The sequence below is a fragment of the Facklamia miroungae genome (assembly GCF_012396555.1).
GTDB lineage: Bacteria > Bacillota > Bacilli > Lactobacillales > Aerococcaceae > Facklamia > Facklamia miroungae.
Window position 1 is genome coordinate 1 of sequence record NZ_JAAXPS010000006.1, and the last position, 15,936, is coordinate 15,936.

A 15,936-nucleotide genomic window follows, 5' to 3' on the forward strand; every position below is an offset into this window, starting at 1 on the left:
TCTCATTTTAAAAATAGAATACTTTTAATATCAAGATTGTATGTGTCAGGAAGAAAAGAAAAAGAGACCAAGCAACTATTCGTTGCTTAGTCTCCATAAGGGCATCAACCCTATTTGACATAGAGCCCTTTTTTATAGACTTTTTATTTAATTTAAGCTAATGCTTTCTTTGCTTCTTCAACTAAAGCTGAAAAAGCAACTTCGTCGTTCACTGCAATATCTGCTAACATTTTACGGTTAACCTCGATACCAGCTTTTTTCAAACCATTCATTAACACAGAGTAGCTCATATTATTTTGACGAGCGGCTGCATTAATACGAGTAATCCATAGACGACGGAAATTACGTTTTGTTTGACGACGGTCACGAAATGCATACATGTATGATTTCATAACTTGTTGTTTAGCCGTTTTGAATAATTTAGACTTCGCTCCGTAATAACCTTTTGCTAATTTTAAAGTACGTTTACGACGTTGACGTGTTACATATCCACCTTTTACGCGTGCCATCTTTTTCTTCCTCCTTTATTCCTATAAAGCTGAAATTTGTTGCTTGATTCGTTTCATATCTGAAGCAGAAACTAAACCTGATTTTCGTAATTGACGACGTTGCTTTTTGGTCTTACCGTGGAAACGGTGGGAAGTAAATGCACGTGAGCGTTTCAATTTACCTGAACCTGTTTTCTTAACGCGTTTAGCTAACCCGCGGTGAGTTTTTTGTTTTGGCATAATAATCCTCCTAAATTCCTTATCTTCTTGATAATATTATGATTCTGTGTTTGGTGCGAGCACAGTAAACATGCTACGGCCATCCATTTTTGGTTTTGATTCGACAGTTGAAAACTCTTTAGTATCTTCAATAAAGTCTTCTAAGACGTCTAATCCTAAATCTTTATGGGTAATTGACCGACCTCTGAAACGAATGCTTGCTTTAACTTTATCGCCTTTTTCCAAGAACTTGATTGCTTGACGTAATTTTGTTTGGTAATCATGATCATCAATTGAAGGACTGAGACGTACTTCTTTAACACTGACTACTTTTGTATTCTTACGTTGTTCTTTTTCTTTTTTCTGTAACTCGTAACGGTATTTCCCATAATCCATAATCCGTGCAACTGGCGGATTGGCTTGTGGTGAAACGAGTACTAGGTCTAAATCAAAAGATTCAGCAATCGTTAAGGCGTCCTGTAGCGATTTAACTCCAATTTGTTCTCCATTATCACCGATAACACGCAATTCCTTCGCGCGAATTTGTCCATTAATCAATGCTTCTTTAGCGATATGAGTCCACCTCCATAATTATTATGAGTGACAAATAAAAACAAAAACAGCCCGTCTATTTAAACGCGCCGCCTCTACCAATTTATAAAAAAGATTTTTTCTCTATTTTTATAAATGATTTGCCCTACATCTTCTAATGTCCGGCGAGAAACGGTATGTTTCTACTTGTTTTCTCAACTCATATACTCTATCACGAATAGAAATAAATAGCAAGTTTATTTTTCTTTAATTTTATTTTTGTTTAGCTATCCCATATAATTGATGATATAATACTGCAGACATATAAATTTTATAGGAGTTTTTCAATGGATCTAAAATTAATGACATTACTAACACTTACTTGCATCAGTTTAACCGGCTGTCAGAATGAAAAGTTATCTAACAATACTTCGCCTTCCTCTACCCTTGAAACAACAGTTCTTCAGACTTCTTCTATCGAAAGTTCTGGGGCTTTAGAAGAACAAAGCGAAGAAGAGAATGTTAGCGAAATATCTTCTGTCAATGAAATTACCGAATCAGATGAATCAGAAGTACCTAACAAAGAAACAACTTTATCCAAAGCAGATAAATTGAGACAAGCGATTAATAAGAAGCAAAATGCTACAAATGTAGATCCTGGCACAACAGCGGATCCCGCTTTAGAAGTATCTACCCTTGAAGAGGTCTTAAGGACCGACGAACCTGAAACTGATACTTCTGAACAAGAATCTACTACTCTTTCTGAAGAGGAAGTTAAATCGAATATAAATGATTCTACTACAACCACCACAAGCAAAGAAAGTGAAGATACTGACAACTTAGAAACAAATACTTCTTTTTCAATCGATTATGGGCAATATAACTCTGTAGAAGAAGTTATCGAAGATTTGATTGATGAATACGGATTCGATTCATCTAATTTAGGCATTGCTTATCAAAATTTTGTGACTGAGGAAAGCTATTTCTTGAACGAAAATAAAGCGCGCCATGCTGCTTCTACTAATAAAGTTGGTACTTCTGTCCTCTATTTAGACTTAATAGAGATGGGAGCATTAGATTGGGACAGTCAACTCCCCTCTACATCCCAAGATTTTGAAGAAGGGGGCGGGAAGATAACTAATAGTCCTCCACGTTCATCATATAGCTTAAAAGAATTGATCTCTAATCTCTTGGTTTTTTCCGATAATACAGCATGGAATATTTTAATTAATTATTACAATAATAACTATGGAGACTATCGTAATGATTTAATAGAACTATCAGGCATCAGTAATAAACCTACTGCTTTAACACATAATATGAATTTTGCGACACCTAATATGTTAATTGGTTATTTGAATCGGATTGCTAGAGAAGATAAGTATCAGCCGATCATCGATTATATGTCAATTGCTCAAGAAGGACAACGTTTTAAGCTGTACGTTGACAAAGGAATGGCTACTAAATATGGACAATATGGTAATGGCTATCATGATACCGGCATTTACTTCGAAAACGGTAAACCCATTTATAGTTTGGTTTTAATGACCAATGATATCGGTACTGTAGACAGCTTCATGGGAGAGCTAAATTTACGTATCAACGAATGGTATCATTACCAGCAATAAAAAAATAGGCCGTGCCAACCTCTCTAAGATTTGTTGGCACGGCCTTTTGTATTATTTCTTTGGATCTTTCTATCAAAAAACTATTATTACTCACTCTACTCTTTTGCTAACTGCTCGATCATCGAGAAGGGAACCGCTAAAATCGCTAAAAGTATGTACCCCGTCTGTATCCAGAAAATACCTACATCCATCATACCATGAAATAAAACTGTAATTAACATTGACACCATTAAACCTATTTCTAACCTTGTTTCAGCTTTAAAGAGTTGATCCATCATTTTTCTAAAATAATGGCTAAACGCCATTACTAACAGCATAATACCTACTAAACCGTAATTAGCAAGTGTGTCGATTAATAATTGATGAGCATGCATTTTTCCTTGGTCAGCAAAAAGATAATAAAAAGTCACATACGCCATTGGACCTCTGCCAATCAAAGGACTGGTTAAAAATATTTGCCAACCTGTATACCAAATTGCGAAACGATCATCAAAAGCATGGGCTAAAGTTGTGAACCGAGGTAATAAATCCGGCTTAATAAATAGAGTTAAAAACCCGCCTGCTAATGCAAAGCCTATTAACCAAGCAATTTTAGGTTTTAAGAAGAATACCATTAAAACAATTCCCACGATACACGTAGGGATCGACCATCTTGAAGCTGTAAGAATTAAACAGACTAAATTTAGAACGATAGCGATAAGGGATAACCATCGATCCAGTGACCTTTTTGACTTTGCAAACAGATAAATAGCCATCACCATTACCATTGCAATATAAAGTCCATAATAGTTGGGATTAAAAAAAGTTGCTTCGGCACGTGTTTGAGGATTATGATATTTGAAAATATAAAGCAAATCATATCCGTGGGTCAAAACATAATGAGCATATTCGACAAAAGCCATTAACGCTAAAGGAATCGATCCCCAAGTAAAAATCTTCAAATGATTTAAAAAGAGTTGGTGAGTGATTGAACGATAATAAAAAGTGAACAGACATATGATGAGGAAAAGAATCGCTATTACTGCAGTGCCGATATAATTCCTAAAATAAATTGCTACGACAAAGCAATATATCAAAAAAATAAATAACCAACTTTGAGTGCGAATCACTTGACCTAAATCTATACGATGGCGATATATTAAATATAAAGTGGTCACAAGAATAATCGCACTACCAATGTAAAAAGGTAACAGAACTGAAATTGACATCAACAAGAATAAACTTTCTTCAAGTCTTTCACTTTTAATTAGCTCTTTCCAGCTTGCCATTATCCACCTCCTCTATTATTAACCATTATTATACCAGAAGATGAATACTATAATCATCCCTCTCAGCTTTAAAATTTAAAATGAAAAAATGAGCTTTCGTATAAAGAAAACTAAATAATTAGACCGTTTCTTATTTAATGTTAATATAGGGGTAGTTGTTGTCATTATATATTTTTACACACCATTGTTAAGTATTAAATTATTATTGATAGGAGATAAAAATGTCTTTTAAACGATTATTCATTCTAATTATTTTTGTTTTTTTAACTGGCTGTCAAAATAATTCTCTTACTCAAACCGAATTAAACTCACATGAGACTACCATTCATACATCAACCCAAGAGGTAAATTCTACAAAAAAAACAAGCGATGACTCGCCTTCACCTGAAAAGGACAGCTCAAAAAAACAAGAAAAAATTGCCTTTTCAAGAGATTATAGTCAATATGGTTCTATTGATGAACTAATTAATGAACTCATAGATAAATACAACTACCCAGCTTCACGCCTAGGTATTGCTTATCAAAATTATATAATTGATGAGTCTTACTATTTAAACGAAAATATAGCCTTAAATGCTGCTTCTACCAATAAAGTCGGCACGGCTGTCCTTTATTTAGATTTAATTGAAGAAGGGAAAATAAATTGGGATAGCCAGTTACCGGCTAGCACTTATGACTTTGAAACAGGTGGCGGACAAATCACCAATAATCCGATTCAATCTTCGTATCGCTTAGAGGATTTGATTGCTAATCTATTAGTCTATTCCGATAATACCGCATGGAATATCTTAATCAATTACTATCAAAATAATTTCGGTCATTTCAATCATGCTTTAATAGAAAATTCAGGAGCTACTCAAATACCCGATACTCTATACTCTAATCTAAACTTTGCCACACCTAATACACTGCTGGGCTATTTAACAAAAATTGCTGACAACAAAAAGTATCTTCCAATTGTAGAATATTTGAGTGAGTCTGAGCACGGTCAACGGTTTAAACTATATATTAATGACGGAATGGCAACTAAATACGGCCAATTCGATTATGCTTATCACGACACTGGTATTTTTTATGAAAACGGTCAAGCAATATACGCTTTAGTCCTAATGACTGACGGAGTTGGAACAGTTGATCCATTTATGGGAGAATTAAATTTAATAATTAATGAGTGGTACCATTACCGCTTATCACTTCAATAATTTTATTTTATTCGATGAATTTCCCAATCCATCTATACTCGTCATTTTCTCCTTCATCTATCCACTGTGTATAAATAAAAATACAAGGCCTAATTTAATCCTCTAGACAGACATTGAATAAACCATTAAGAACTAATGATCAAATTATAAATTTTTAACTCAATTTATCGAACTTATCAAAATTTTCTCAATTCAATAACATCATCATTTTAAATATGAGTAAAAATTGATTATTTCTTGATTTTTTGAAAAAAAGCTCATCTCAATTGGACTTAAAAACAGAATTCGCTATAATATAAAATAGTTTATTGGCTAGCTTTCTTGTTAGTCACTCATTTAAAGGAGGATACCCCATGCATACTCATCCCAAAAATTGGCAATCTATTTTTGGAAGGATAGTCTTACTAATGCTTGTTTGCACAATTTTTCCACAGTCTATCACCGCTCAAGTTGAAAATTTGTCGAAACTTCCTGATCTAACGAGAGATATCAATAAGGCTAAAGAATACAAACCGATCGTCATGCCAGATGATTATCCGGAAGAATTGACCAGTTTTTTTGACAAGTCTATCAGTTCAAGATCCTTTATCGTAGTAGATGTTGAAACAGGCCGGATATTAGCTCAAAGAGGCGCCAATATTCCTTATCCTATTGCCTCTACCACAAAAATACTTACAGCTTATCTCACATATCGAGCAATCGAAGATGGCAAATTAAAACTGACCAGTGAGATTGAAGCGCCTAGTGATCTTACTCAAGCTCTCTCCGATAATCCGGAATTAACCAGTACACCTTTAATAGCTGGCGAAAAATACTCTGTTGACGACCTCCTTCACGCTTTAATTATGAAATCAGGTAATGATGCTGCTTCTCTATTGATGCGAGAGATTTACGGCTCAGAGTCTTCAGCTACTCAAGCAATGATCGATCAACTTCATAAGTGGGGAATTGTCGATTTTGACTTGTATACAACTTCTGGAGTTCCTAATGAGTTCATACCTGAAGGATGGCGTATGCCAGGTTCCATTGATAGTAATGAAAATGCTATGTCGACTCAAGACTTAGCATTGATGACTCAACATGTTATCACTGAGTTTCCACAACTTATAGAAATTTCATCAGTCAAGGATTATACTTTCCAGCAAGGTGGCAACTATGAACAACTTATTCATACACCTAATCCCTTTTTACCTGGTCAATCATTAGAACGGGAAGGTATCAATGGTCTAAAAGCTGGCTTAACAGATGGAGCAGGAGATAGTTTTGTAGCAACAGGCAAAGAAAACGGGCGCGAGATTATTGCTATTTCGATGGGCAATTTCATACAAGAAGACGGAAGTTTTTCCTCATCATATGATCAACTAACCCTAATCTTAGATGCCTTAGCAGAGCACCCAGATCTTTACAAAAATGAGAAGCTACCTGTTAATCATAAACCTAGTCCTGAAGAGATTAAAGCTACTGAAGATGAAACTCAGACTTCTGAAGAATCAGATAGCTTAGAAGATGAGCAACGAGAAACGAGTCTGGAAAATCATCGCGATAACCCGATTACGAACTTTTTCAAAAATCTTTTTGATAATTTCAGATAAACATTAAAATCCCTGGCTTGGTTCGATCAAGCTAGGGATTTCTTGTGTTGTTTTTTACTTTTGTGACAATCTTCCATCTTCCATTTTAAAAATTCGATCACACTTTGAGATTAACCGTGTATCGTGTGTCACCATTATAATAGCCTTATCTTCTTTTTTAGACATTTCCGCCAAAATATCTACCACTTCAAAAGCACGTTCGCTATCCAAACTGGCAGTGGGCTCATCCGCCAAAACAAGTGTTGGATCGTGATACAAGGCTCTCGCAATCGCTACCCTTTGACGTTCCCCACCTGATAAAGCGGCGGGATATTTATCCTTCAGCTGATCGATGCCTAGTTTTTTTAGTAATTCTTGTGCATGTTCTCTCTGAAAGGTTTTTTTATTAATTTTATCAACTAAACGTAACTGATCCTTCACCTTTAGAAAAGGGATTAAATTCGATGATTGTAAAATGAATCCTATTTCATTAAACCGCATCTTGGTACGTTCTTTTTCACTTAAAGTTGAGAAGTTCTGATCCTTTAAATAGACTTGGCCATTTGAAGGCGTTTGGAGTCCACCAATAATTGACAACAGGGTACTCTTACCTGAACCAGAGGGACCTATAATCGCTACAAACTCTCCTGAGTCAACTGAAAAGTTCGTCGTCTTCAAAGCTTGGATCGTCTTATTACCATCTTGATAACTTTTCTCAATATTTTTTACATCGATCGCTTTCATAATTACCTCCTATGCTATGGCCTGACTTGGATCAATTTTGACAATCTGTTTAACAGAGAGTAGTCCTCCTACAACCGCAAAAATGATCATTAAAACCATGGTAATTGTTATCAACTGCCATGAAAAAGCAAAAGGGACTTTAGCAGGTAGATAAATAGCGGTCAAAACGGTCAATATAAGGCCTGTTAATGTCCCAATAACCGCCATAATTAACGTCTGAAGTACCACAGAGCTGCCAATGAAAAAACTAGAAATTCCTTGAGCTTTCATAACGCCAAAGATTTTTACTTTTTGAACGGTCAAGACATAAATAAAAATGCCTACAACAATTGCTGCGATAATGATTAAAAAGACAATAATCATGATAAAAGTTAAGTTTTGAGCTTGATAGCCAGGTAACTTTTCAATAAAATCAGCAATAGTGAAAACTTGTAAGTTTTCATCATTAGCTAATTCCTTTAATAGGTCGTGATCACGAACTAAAAGAGCAGAATACTTCGCATCTTCAGTCATTTTCCCCTTTAATTCTTGGCTTGTTTCTAAATTCGAATATAATAAGGGTGTAACACTTAACATTTGATCACCAGTAAATCCAACAAGTTCAAGTTTTTGATCTTTCCCAATTAATTGAATCTGATCGCCTATCTCAAAACCATACACATCTTTAAGTGTCGATGTCCCAATTACTTGGAAAGGTTCGGTTATTTTTTCTCCCTCGATCAAATTAGGCTGAGCCAATCCATCTTCATCGGTAGCTAAAAGACTCAAGGATAATTTTTGGTCCTCTTCCGCTTCAGTTTTTTCTTTCGTTTTTGCAACCAGTTGTAAAAGACTAATTCCTTCTAAATGATTTTTACTTAGATCTTCTATCCATTCATCCTGAATCAATGATGCATTTAACCGTCCGTTAGCTGAAGATGATAAGATTATTTGATCAGCTTGCCACAAATCGATAGCAGACCGATTGGCTTCTCCCAACCCAAACGCTAAGCCTGTTAAAAAAAAGACTAAATAAGCTAACAAGGTTAAAACCAATACAATCATGATATATCTTGATTTTGAATGAATCATTTCTTTCCATGCTAAAAACATAAATCTACCTCCTCGAATCATTAGATTTTACATCAATCTATTTAGAAAGTCTAACAATAAGACTGTAACTTTTTATTTGTTAATAAAGAAATACCCATCCTCTAAATGTTACAAATAACTATTCGTAACAAAGATAAGGATGGGTGATTCTAGTACTTTGAATTACTTTATTTTTTGGATTTATTATTTATATCTTCTTGAATCAAAGCAATAAAATCTGCAACTGGCAATGACTCAGAATTATCCTGTCCATATCGGCGCACATTCACAGTGCCGGAGTCGACTTCTTGATCACCAATTACTAGTTGGTAAGGAACTTTGGAAGTTTGTGCAGAACGGATCTTATAACCGAGTTTTTCATTTCGCAAATCCATTTCAACTCGAACACCAACATTTCTCAAGGCATGATAAATCTCTTCAACTTTTTCGCCATGTGCTTCTAGATTAACTGGCAGAAGAACAACTTGGACAGGCGCTAACCATGTTGGGAAGGCTCCCTTATATTCTTCAATTAAGTATGCAACAAAACGTTCCATCGTTGAAACGACCCCGCGGTGAATAACAACTGGCCGGTGATCATTTTGTCCGTCTTCTCCAACATATGTTAAATCAAATCGTTCAGGTAACAGGAAATCCAATTGAACTGTTGACATGGTTTCTTCTAAACCTATAGCTGTTTTGAACTGAACGTCTAGTTTTGGTCCATAGAAGGCTGCTTCACCTTCTGCTTCAAAATATTCTAATTCTAATTCATCCATCGCTTCTTTTAACATCGCTTGAGCTTTTTCCCACATTTCATCGTCATCAAAATACTTTTCGGTATCTTGAGGATCACGATAGGATAAGCGATAACGATAATCAGTAATTCCAAAGTCCTCATAAACTTCCGAGATTAACTGAAGAACACGCTTGAATTCTTCCTTAATTTGGTCTGGACGAACGAAAATATGTGCATCATTAAGTGTCATTTCACGAACTCTTTGTAAGCCAGATAAGGCACCCGATTTTTCATAGCGATGCATCATACCTAATTCTGCTATTCGAATTGGTAATTCACGATAAGAATGGATATCATCTTTATAAATCATCATATGGTGAGGACAGTTCATAGGTCTTAAAACGAGCATTTCCCCATCCCCCATATCCATAGGTGGAAACATATCTTCTTGGTAATGATCCCAATGACCAGAAGTCTTATATAGGTCGGTTTTTGCCATAATCGGTGTATACACATGTTGATAACCTAAAGAAATCTCTTTGTCAATTATATAGCGCTCGATCGTACGGCGAATCGTTGCACCATTAGGTAACCAGAAAGGTAAGCCAGAACCCGCCTCAGGACTAATCATAAAAATATTTAATTCCTTACCTAATTTACGATGATCACGTTCTTTTGCTTCTTCGCGTATGCGTAAGAATTCATCCAAATCCTCTTGATTAAAAAAGGCAGTTCCATAAACTCTTTGCATCATTTTATTATCAGAATTTCCGCGCCAATATGCTCCAGCTAAGGATAGAAGTTTGAATGTTTTAATTTTGCCGGTTGATGGAACATGAACCCCTCGACACAGGTCATTAAAATCATCTTGGGTATAAACTGTTAATACCTCATCTTCTGGTAAGTCGTTAATTAATTCTTTCTTATAAGGATCATCCTGAAAGATTTCTAAGGCTTCTTGGCGAGACACCACTCGACGTTCAATGGGGTAATTTGCCGCAATGATCTTTTTCATTTCTTTTTCAATCTTAGGCAGATCTTCTTCAGTAACCTGTTCGTCCTTATCCGTATCATAATAAAACCCTGAATCAATTGCTGGTCCTACTCCAAAATGAATACCAGGATAGAGACGTGTCATTGCATGGGCCATAAGGTGTGCAGTGGAATGACGCATTATTTGAAGAGCTTCCTCACTTTTATTGGTAATAATTTCGATTGATCCATCCGAATCAATGGGACGATTATGATCGATCAGTTCACCATTAAATTTCCCAGCAATTGTTGCTTTCGCAAGAGAGCGCGATATTGACTCGGCAACTTCAAAAGGGGTAACTCCAGCCGAATACTCTCTGACAGCACCATCCGGTAATGTTAATTGAATTATTGACATAATTTTTCCTCCTTATAACTTTTCAAGATGAAAGCAAAACGTCCCATTGGTTCATAATAACCAATGGGACGTGTTATAGACGTGGTTCCACCCAAGTTCATTATCTTTAATAAGATAATCTTGTAGAGTTAACGCCTCCGACGTCTCGACTTACCACCACTGCTTGGGTCGAGCATAAAAGAAGGGGTAAAGCTAATTATCATTAAGGTCTTTCAGCCAACGACCTCTCTCTAAAAATGAGGGAATTAAACTTCATATCTTCTCATTAATTTCTTATCTTGAGTTAATTTTATTAAACCATCAATTCTAAAAAATTGCAAGAATTAATTATTTAACTGACTCAATCGTCCAATCCCTGTAAAACTAGCCAATATTCCTAAGAACATAGGAAAAAGCAAAACGGTCTGCTTTTCAACAAAAAAGTAGAGACCTGCTACAATTATCTGAATAATCAATGCGATTGCCAAGACCAATAGGATAAAACGTTGTTCCTTTTTAAAATTAGTTGAATCGAATTCATTTCTCATTAATGATCTATCCTCTCTTTACAGTTTAACGATTAGCTAACCGACGATTGGTACCGGATAATTCCCATTCCTTTGCCAAAAACTTGATTCTTTCCATAATTCTTGCCGCTTTGGTCACATCTGAAGCATTTCGACTGGCAGCTAAGTGCACTTCTAATTCTGACATTGTAAAGTTAGAAGTGAAAAAAGTCGGTAAAGACTCTTTCATTCGGTGTTCTAATATTACTCCGAGCAAGTCATCTCTCAACCAAGCAGAGTTGGATTCTGCTCCGATATCATCAATTATTAAAATCGGTACTCTTTTAATACGATCAAGCATCATAAACAATTGATTGTCTTGACCAATTAAGGCTTTCATTTCGGTGGTAAAGGTAGGGTAATGGATCATTGATACCTTAAAGCCCAGTCCGGCTAAAGCATTGGCTAGTGCTCCTAGTAGATAGGTCTTACCTACACCAAAGGGTCCGGAGATATACATACCTCTAGCCAAACGTAAGTCCTCTTTAACTTCTTCAATGAAGCGGGTAACTGCCTGCATTAATTCCAAACGCTGAGGACTCGTTAAATCATATTCTTCAAGATTAGCTTTTTGTACGTCCAAAGCCATCATCCGATTATCAATTAAGGCTGCCGTTTGTTTTTCAGCCTGCATGTCCAAATAGCTTTTAGTTGGAACATAAGTCACATCTATATAGTTATAATTTATAAAGAGTTCAGGAGTAAATCCGGGATTTTGCCCTTCTTTCCCTGTCGCCAAAGCCTCTTTTTCCATCCGATACTCATTAAGTTTAGACAAAGAGTTCATAATCATTTCCTGTGAAATCTTTTCTTGATTGACTTCAATAAAGTTTTTGATGGCTGGATAATTTAGAAGATCTTGTGTGATTTCTCGACTAGAAGCTGATTGGGGTATTTGGTTTTCAAACTTTTGCATCACTTGCTTGATGGATTGCATCTTAGTCATCCCCCTTCTTTAAGAGTTTTTGTAGTTGTTTTCGAATTTCTTCTTCTTTAATTTGATCTGAAGAATTACTTTTACCATTTTCTAATGGAGACTTGGTTGGATCTTCCCCTTGAGGAAACTTTTTCATGAGGTTCGAATGTTCATTTTGAGCTTGACGATCCTTCAACCAAGCAGGCACTAATTCTTCTTGCTTTATTTTATTATTAAACCCTATTTTTTTCGAAGATTGACTTGCTTTTTTATCTTTAATTTCATTTTGCTTAGCTTTAAAGAGCTTTTGCTGATATAAAAAATCAAGGGCTTGAGCTGGGCTAGTTAGTCCTTCTTGTTGCCACTCATTGGCTAAGCGATTAGATCTTCCTTTTTCAAAATTTGCATGTCCTTCCATCACAATTAAATAATAGACTAAGAAGTTTAAGGTCGATCGGCTGAGCCGAGAATTATCCATCAACTCATTCAAATAATAGTGTTCTGAACTTGTCGCAAAACCTCCGGCTTCTTCTTTGATCTGATTTAAAAAGGCAGTAGGATTCATCTGTTCACAAATAAGTAAAATTTCAATTTCTTGAGCTGTAAAGCTTGTGTACTGTGATTGCAATTTGTTTTTCAAATCCGCTAATTCTTCATTAGTTAAACTGAGTGAATCTTCTTTCATTGGTTGATTATTCATTTGGCGCGCTTTAAAGTACTGATGTTTAGCAGCATATGTTTTCAATAGTTCGAGTTCAATCTGGTGAGTGATTGGATTTTGGGCAAGTTTGACAACTTGTGCCATCGCTTCTTCATCAAGGCCATAAAACTGACTTAAACTAACTACTTGTAATAAAATCGCTTGACTCAAATCCTGCTTTTCGATTTGCTTACTAGCTAACACTTGATAAAAAAAGGCTAAATCAAACTGTTTTTGAAAGATCTCTTCATCTGGTTCAAAACTTGCATATTGATCTTGTAATTGAATTCCTTCAGTCGCTTCTTCCAACTCGCTTAGCCTAAAGTTCTGATTTTTAGCTTTTATAACTTCTGCGAAGGGTAGGCTAATTTCACTCAAATCCATTTGACCTAAATCTTCCTTTTTCCATAAACGAAGCAAGCCATAATAAGCTTCATCTCCTATCTGATTATATAATGCAAGCGATAATTGGGGGTGTTTAAAAAAATGTTCAAGTGACAATGGCATCTGGATTTCATAATAGATCGTTTGTCGTGAATAATCCTCATGCGATGCCTCATCTCGGTAGGTTCTAATTAAGTTGACAGCTTCTAAATGGATCCGTGCTTGATTAAAATCTTGAATACCCATATTAAGTACAGGCAATAGGCGTGAATGCATCATTCGGTATGTCCACTTAAGTTTTTCTTGAGGTTGATGCGCCAAAGTCATATATAAACTGATAGCTTTAGCTCCAATAATAGGTTGATAAAGTTGAGTCAAACATTGAATTTGCTGGAATGACAAAGGCAAACCCATTTTAACTTGATAAGGTTGATAAGGATTAATCTGTAAAACCATGATCCTCTTGCTCTGATGTTTTTGAATGTGATGTTAAGGCTTCTAGTTCTTTTATAAACATCTCACGCGATTGAAATTCACGATAGACCGAAGCAAAACGAATATAGGTGACTTCATCCAATTCCATTAATAAGGGCATCACAAATTCACCAATATCTTTACTAGCAATTTCTTGTTCACAAACTTCTCGAATTCTATTTTCTACGCGACTCACCACTTCTTCCATTTGCTCACGACTAATTGGCCTTTTCTCTGCGGCTCTAACAATACCACGCAATAACTTGTCACGGTTAAACTCTTCACGGGTACCATCGCGTTTTACAACTAAAAGTGGCGTTCTTTCAATTCGCTCATAAGTGTTAAAACGAAATCCGCAGGCCATACACTCTCTTCTGCGACGAATGGAAGCACCATCTTCTGCAGGCCTCGAATCGATTACTTTTGATTGTTGCTGATGACATTTTGGACATTCCATCAAAGCTCCCCCTTTCTATAAATACATAGTTAATTCTTTTAAAAGTTTCTATATCTATTATAACTTATTTGACAAAGCTTGTAACGCTTGACTCACTTGGTCAGCAACAGACTCTCTATCAAATTGCGTATCAATCACCCGATCGGCTTGAACTACTTTTTCAATCGTTGGTATTTGACTAGTGATTTTCTTTTGCGCAGTTTCTTGGTCCATCTGGTCTCGCTGCATCAAACGCTCTAATTGAATAGAATATGGCGCATAAATGACCCACACTTCATCAAAAAAATCTTGCCAGCCCACCTCATATAACAAGGGTACTTCTACGAAAATAAAAGGATCATCAAACTTTTCTATTTGGTGTTTGGTCTCATCAAGAATTAAAGGATGTAGAATTTGATTCAGATCCTTTAAAGACTGAGAGTCATTAAAAACGATGGATGCTAATAGTTGACGGTTTAACTGGCCAGAAGCTAATAAAATTTTATCAGAGAAACGACCAACCAACTTTTTTAAACCCTCAGTACCAAACTCGACCACTTGCCGTGCGATTTGGTCCGTATCAATGTAGGGATAACCCAGCATTTTTATTTCATGGGCTACGGTTGATTTGCCTGTGGCAATCCCCCCCGTTAAAGCTATTAATTGCGTCATCATAATCCTCCTTATTCTATATCATATCAATGATTAACAATAAATTTTTTGGCAATTAGGACAGTAATGTGTTCCTCTTTGAGCCAATTGAATCTTTTCAATTGATGAACCACAATTAACACAAGGCTGACCCTTTCGACCATAAACTTTTAAAGCGTGCTGGAATTTTCCTGCTTCTCCTAATGTATTACGATAGGTTCGAATAGATGAGCCTCCCGCTTCGACTGCTTCGGCAATTACTTGAATAATTGATTGGTGTAATCGTTTAATCTGATGAGGAGGGATTGAGCTGGCCAGACTGGAAGGATGGATACCTGCCCTAAATAGTGATTCGTCTACATATATATTGCCTAGACCTGCAACTACTTTTTGTTCTAAAAGAACCGGCTTAATAGCTCGATTAATTTTTGCCAAACTAACTTGAAATTTTTCTAACTTAAATTCTGATTCAATAGGTTCCGGTCCTAATTTCTTATCTCTAAAAAAGACTTCTATTGATTCTTTTTTAATCAGTTCTATCCGACCAAATTTTCTTACATCATGATAATTTAAAAGACTGCCATCCGTCATAGAAAATTCAAGATGAGTATGCTTATCCTTTTGATAATCTCCTATCTGATCTTTAGGAATATACTGATACTTACCTTCCATACGCAAATGCGAAATCATAATTTTATCACTTAAATAAAATATTAAATATTTGCCTCGTCGATCAACCAATTGTATCTGTTGGTTGGCAAGCTCCATAGCAAAAGATTGGGCTTCTTCAAAAGTCTCCCTTCCAACGATTCTTGGCCAATAAACTCGCGCCTTTTTAATTGTCTTGCCTTGGACTAATTGATTCAGTCCAAGCATAACAGAATTCACTTCTGGTAGTTCTGGCATGTTAACAACTCCTCATCCAATCTATTCTTCTATTTTATCATGAATTTTATATTTTGTCGGGGTTAGGCTTATT

General features: G+C 35.8%; 16 protein-coding genes. 3 read left to right on the plus strand and 13 right to left on the minus strand.

Going from position 1 to position 15,936, the window contains the following annotated elements; translation table 11 throughout:
- Window positions 1-152: 152 nt before the first annotated feature.
- From rplT to infC, 3 genes are read right to left on the minus strand one after another with little or no spacing between them, the layout of a single operon-like run.
- Window positions 153-509, minus strand: coding sequence for a 50S ribosomal protein L20 (rplT, locus tag HF969_RS06720; protein ID WP_090290092.1), 357 nt, complete (start codon window positions 507-509; stop codon window positions 153-155).
- 21 nt (window positions 510-530) lie between these two features.
- On the minus strand, window positions 531-728 hold the full coding sequence (rpmI, locus tag HF969_RS06725; protein WP_090290091.1) for a 50S ribosomal protein L35: 198 nt from the start codon (window positions 726-728) through the stop codon (window positions 531-533).
- A gap of 36 nt (window positions 729-764) precedes the next feature.
- Window positions 765-1,265, minus strand: a complete 501-nt coding sequence (infC, locus tag HF969_RS06730; RefSeq protein WP_143406561.1) for a translation initiation factor IF-3 — start codon at window positions 1,263-1,265, stop codon at window positions 765-767.
- Between the two features lie 320 nt (window positions 1,266-1,585).
- Here infC and HF969_RS06735 point away from each other — a divergent pair, with 320 nt between their 5' ends.
- Window positions 1,586-2,866: a serine hydrolase gene (locus HF969_RS06735; RefSeq protein WP_090290089.1), complete on the plus strand. Its 1,281-nt coding sequence runs from the start codon at window positions 1,586-1,588 to the stop codon at window positions 2,864-2,866.
- Between the two features lie 95 nt (window positions 2,867-2,961).
- On the opposite strand, the gene HF969_RS06740 is transcribed toward HF969_RS06735, so the two are convergent.
- Window positions 2,962-4,134, minus strand: coding sequence for an O-antigen ligase family protein (locus HF969_RS06740; RefSeq protein ID WP_090290088.1), 1,173 nt, complete (start codon window positions 4,132-4,134; stop codon window positions 2,962-2,964).
- Window positions 4,135-4,355: 221 nt separating this feature from the next.
- Between HF969_RS06740 and HF969_RS06745 the strand changes: the two genes are divergently transcribed.
- Complete coding sequence (locus tag HF969_RS06745; RefSeq protein WP_090290087.1) at window positions 4,356-5,336, plus strand: serine hydrolase; 981 nt, start codon at window positions 4,356-4,358, stop codon at window positions 5,334-5,336.
- A 353-nt stretch (window positions 5,337-5,689) separates the two neighbouring features.
- On the plus strand, window positions 5,690-6,928 hold the full coding sequence (locus HF969_RS06750; RefSeq protein ID WP_090290086.1) for a D-alanyl-D-alanine carboxypeptidase family protein: 1,239 nt from the start codon (window positions 5,690-5,692) through the stop codon (window positions 6,926-6,928).
- 54 nt (window positions 6,929-6,982) lie between these two features.
- On the opposite strand, the gene HF969_RS06755 is transcribed toward HF969_RS06750, so the two are convergent.
- The 9 genes from HF969_RS06755 to mutM form a co-directional block, all read right to left on the minus strand.
- Window positions 6,983-7,651, minus strand: a complete 669-nt coding sequence (locus HF969_RS06755) for an ABC transporter ATP-binding protein (RefSeq protein ID WP_090290085.1) — start codon at window positions 7,649-7,651, stop codon at window positions 6,983-6,985.
- Between the two features lie 9 nt (window positions 7,652-7,660).
- On the minus strand, window positions 7,661-8,743 hold the full coding sequence (locus HF969_RS06760; protein WP_168427179.1) for an ABC transporter permease: 1,083 nt from the start codon (window positions 8,741-8,743) through the stop codon (window positions 7,661-7,663).
- A gap of 167 nt (window positions 8,744-8,910) precedes the next feature.
- Window positions 8,911-10,851: a threonine--tRNA ligase gene (gene thrS / locus HF969_RS06765; protein ID WP_090290083.1), complete on the minus strand. Its 1,941-nt coding sequence runs from the start codon at window positions 10,849-10,851 to the stop codon at window positions 8,911-8,913.
- Between the two features lie 323 nt (window positions 10,852-11,174).
- Window positions 11,175-11,378, minus strand: coding sequence for a hypothetical protein (locus HF969_RS06770; protein ID WP_090290082.1), 204 nt, complete (start codon window positions 11,376-11,378; stop codon window positions 11,175-11,177).
- Between the two features lie 25 nt (window positions 11,379-11,403).
- Window positions 11,404-12,333 carry a primosomal protein DnaI gene (gene dnaI, locus HF969_RS06775; RefSeq protein ID WP_090290081.1) on the minus strand — a complete coding sequence of 310 codons (930 nt, stop codon included), beginning with the start codon at window positions 12,331-12,333 and terminating at the stop codon, window positions 11,404-11,406.
- Between the two features lies 1 nt (window position 12,334).
- The gene (locus HF969_RS06780) at window positions 12,335-13,852 is read right to left on the minus strand and encodes a DnaD domain protein (RefSeq protein WP_090290080.1); all 1,518 of its coding nucleotides are present in this window, start codon (window positions 13,850-13,852) and stop codon (window positions 12,335-12,337) included.
- Complete coding sequence (nrdR, locus tag HF969_RS06785) at window positions 13,836-14,327, minus strand: transcriptional regulator NrdR (RefSeq protein ID WP_090290079.1); 492 nt, start codon at window positions 14,325-14,327, stop codon at window positions 13,836-13,838. Before nrdR ends, HF969_RS06780 begins: the two co-directional genes overlap by 17 nt.
- Before the next feature lie 57 nt (window positions 14,328-14,384).
- Window positions 14,385-14,978 (minus strand): dephospho-CoA kinase, encoded by a 594-nt coding sequence (coaE, locus tag HF969_RS06790; RefSeq protein ID WP_168427180.1) that lies wholly within the window; start codon window positions 14,976-14,978, stop codon window positions 14,385-14,387.
- Window positions 14,979-15,011: 33 nt separating this feature from the next.
- Window positions 15,012-15,863 (minus strand): DNA-formamidopyrimidine glycosylase, encoded by an 852-nt coding sequence (gene mutM, locus HF969_RS06795; RefSeq protein WP_090290077.1) that lies wholly within the window; start codon window positions 15,861-15,863, stop codon window positions 15,012-15,014.
- Window positions 15,864-15,936: the final 73 nt, after the last annotated feature.